At 73.3% G+C, this 1,197-nt stretch carries 2 protein-coding genes; one reads left to right on the forward strand and one right to left on the reverse strand.

What is annotated here, in order from left to right; genetic code table 11:
- Nucleotides 1-115: 115 nt before the first annotated feature.
- Entirely contained in the window at nt 116-676 is a 561-nt protein-coding gene (locus J0670_RS38330; RefSeq protein WP_207817385.1) for a GNAT family N-acetyltransferase, read from the reverse strand.
- Between the two features lie 99 nt (nt 677-775).
- Between J0670_RS38330 and J0670_RS38335 the strand changes: the two genes are divergently transcribed.
- The coding region (locus J0670_RS38335; protein ID WP_207817386.1) for a TetR/AcrR family transcriptional regulator at nt 776-1,197 on the forward strand (422 nt) is incomplete at its 3' end.

The raw sequence follows: 1,197 nt of genomic DNA on the forward strand, positions 1-1,197 counted from the left end.
GGGCCTCTCGGGGCGCCTTCCGCGAGGCCTCGTGCGGCGCCCCTTCCGCAGGGCCCCTTCCGCAGGCCTCTTCCGCGACCTCTTGCAGCCTCCTGCGGCCCCTTCCGGCCCCGGATCAGGCCCGGTCGGCCTTGGCGGCAGCCCACTCCGGGGCGAGGACCGCCCAGATCTCCTTGTCGTGGCGGACCCCGTTGTGCAGGAACCACTCGCGCAGGGTGCCGTCCAGCGTCATGCCGACCCGCTCGGCCACCGCCCGGCTGCGGGCGTTGGCGGAGGAGCACCACCACTCGGCGCGGTGCAGGCCGCGGGTGACGAAGGCGTACTCGAGCAGCTGCCGGACGGCGGCGGTGATCAGTCCGCCGCCCTCACCGGCCGGCTCCGTCCAGGCGCCGATCTCGCAGTTGCCGCTCTTGGCGTCGAAGTGCACGAACATCACGCCGCCGACCAGGGTGCCGTCCTTCCAGATGCCGTAGATCCGGCCGGCGTCGGTGGCCTGGCGGTCGGCGTAGCGCTGCAGGGTGGCGCGGGCCGAGTCCAGGTCGGTGGAGAAGGTGGCCCACGGGATCCACGGGTCGGTGTGGGCCCGGGCGCGGTCGAGGTGGGTCAGGAACTCGGGGGCCTGCCACGGCTCCAGCGGGCGCAGGTCGGCGTTCTCGGTGAGGGGTACGGAAAACACGGGCGGGCCTTTCGCGTGGTGCGCGGATTGGTGCGCGGGGTTGCCGCGCGGTTGGTCGGAACCATTCATAACAAACGTTTGGTATGTACGATAGCCCCCATGACGCCAGCCCGTGGAGACCATGACGCCCGCCGCTCGGAAGTCTCCGAGGGGGTGTGGCGAGTGCTCTCCGCCAGGGGCTTCGAGGGGCTGACCCTGCGTGCCGTGGCAGCCGAACTGGGAGCATCCACCGGCCTGTTGACGCACTACTTCCCGAACAAGCGGGCACTGCTGAGCCATGCGCTGGAGGAGCTCGACCGGCGCTCGACCGACCGGCCCCGGCGGCTCGCCCCCGCCGACGGCACCCCGCCGCCGCCCGCGGGGCTGGCCCGGCTGCGGGCCTCGCTGCTCGACGTACTGCCGTTGGACGAGGCGACCGCGGACGGCAACCGGATCTGGGTCGGTTCCTGGGACGTCGCCCTGGCCGACCCGGAGCTGGCGGCCGCGCACGCGGGGCGCTACGCCCGCTCGCGGGTGCGGCT

It is taken from the genome of Streptomyces sp. FH025, assembly GCF_017427025.1.
Taxonomy (GTDB): Bacteria; Actinomycetota; Actinomycetes; order Streptomycetales; family Streptomycetaceae; genus Kitasatospora.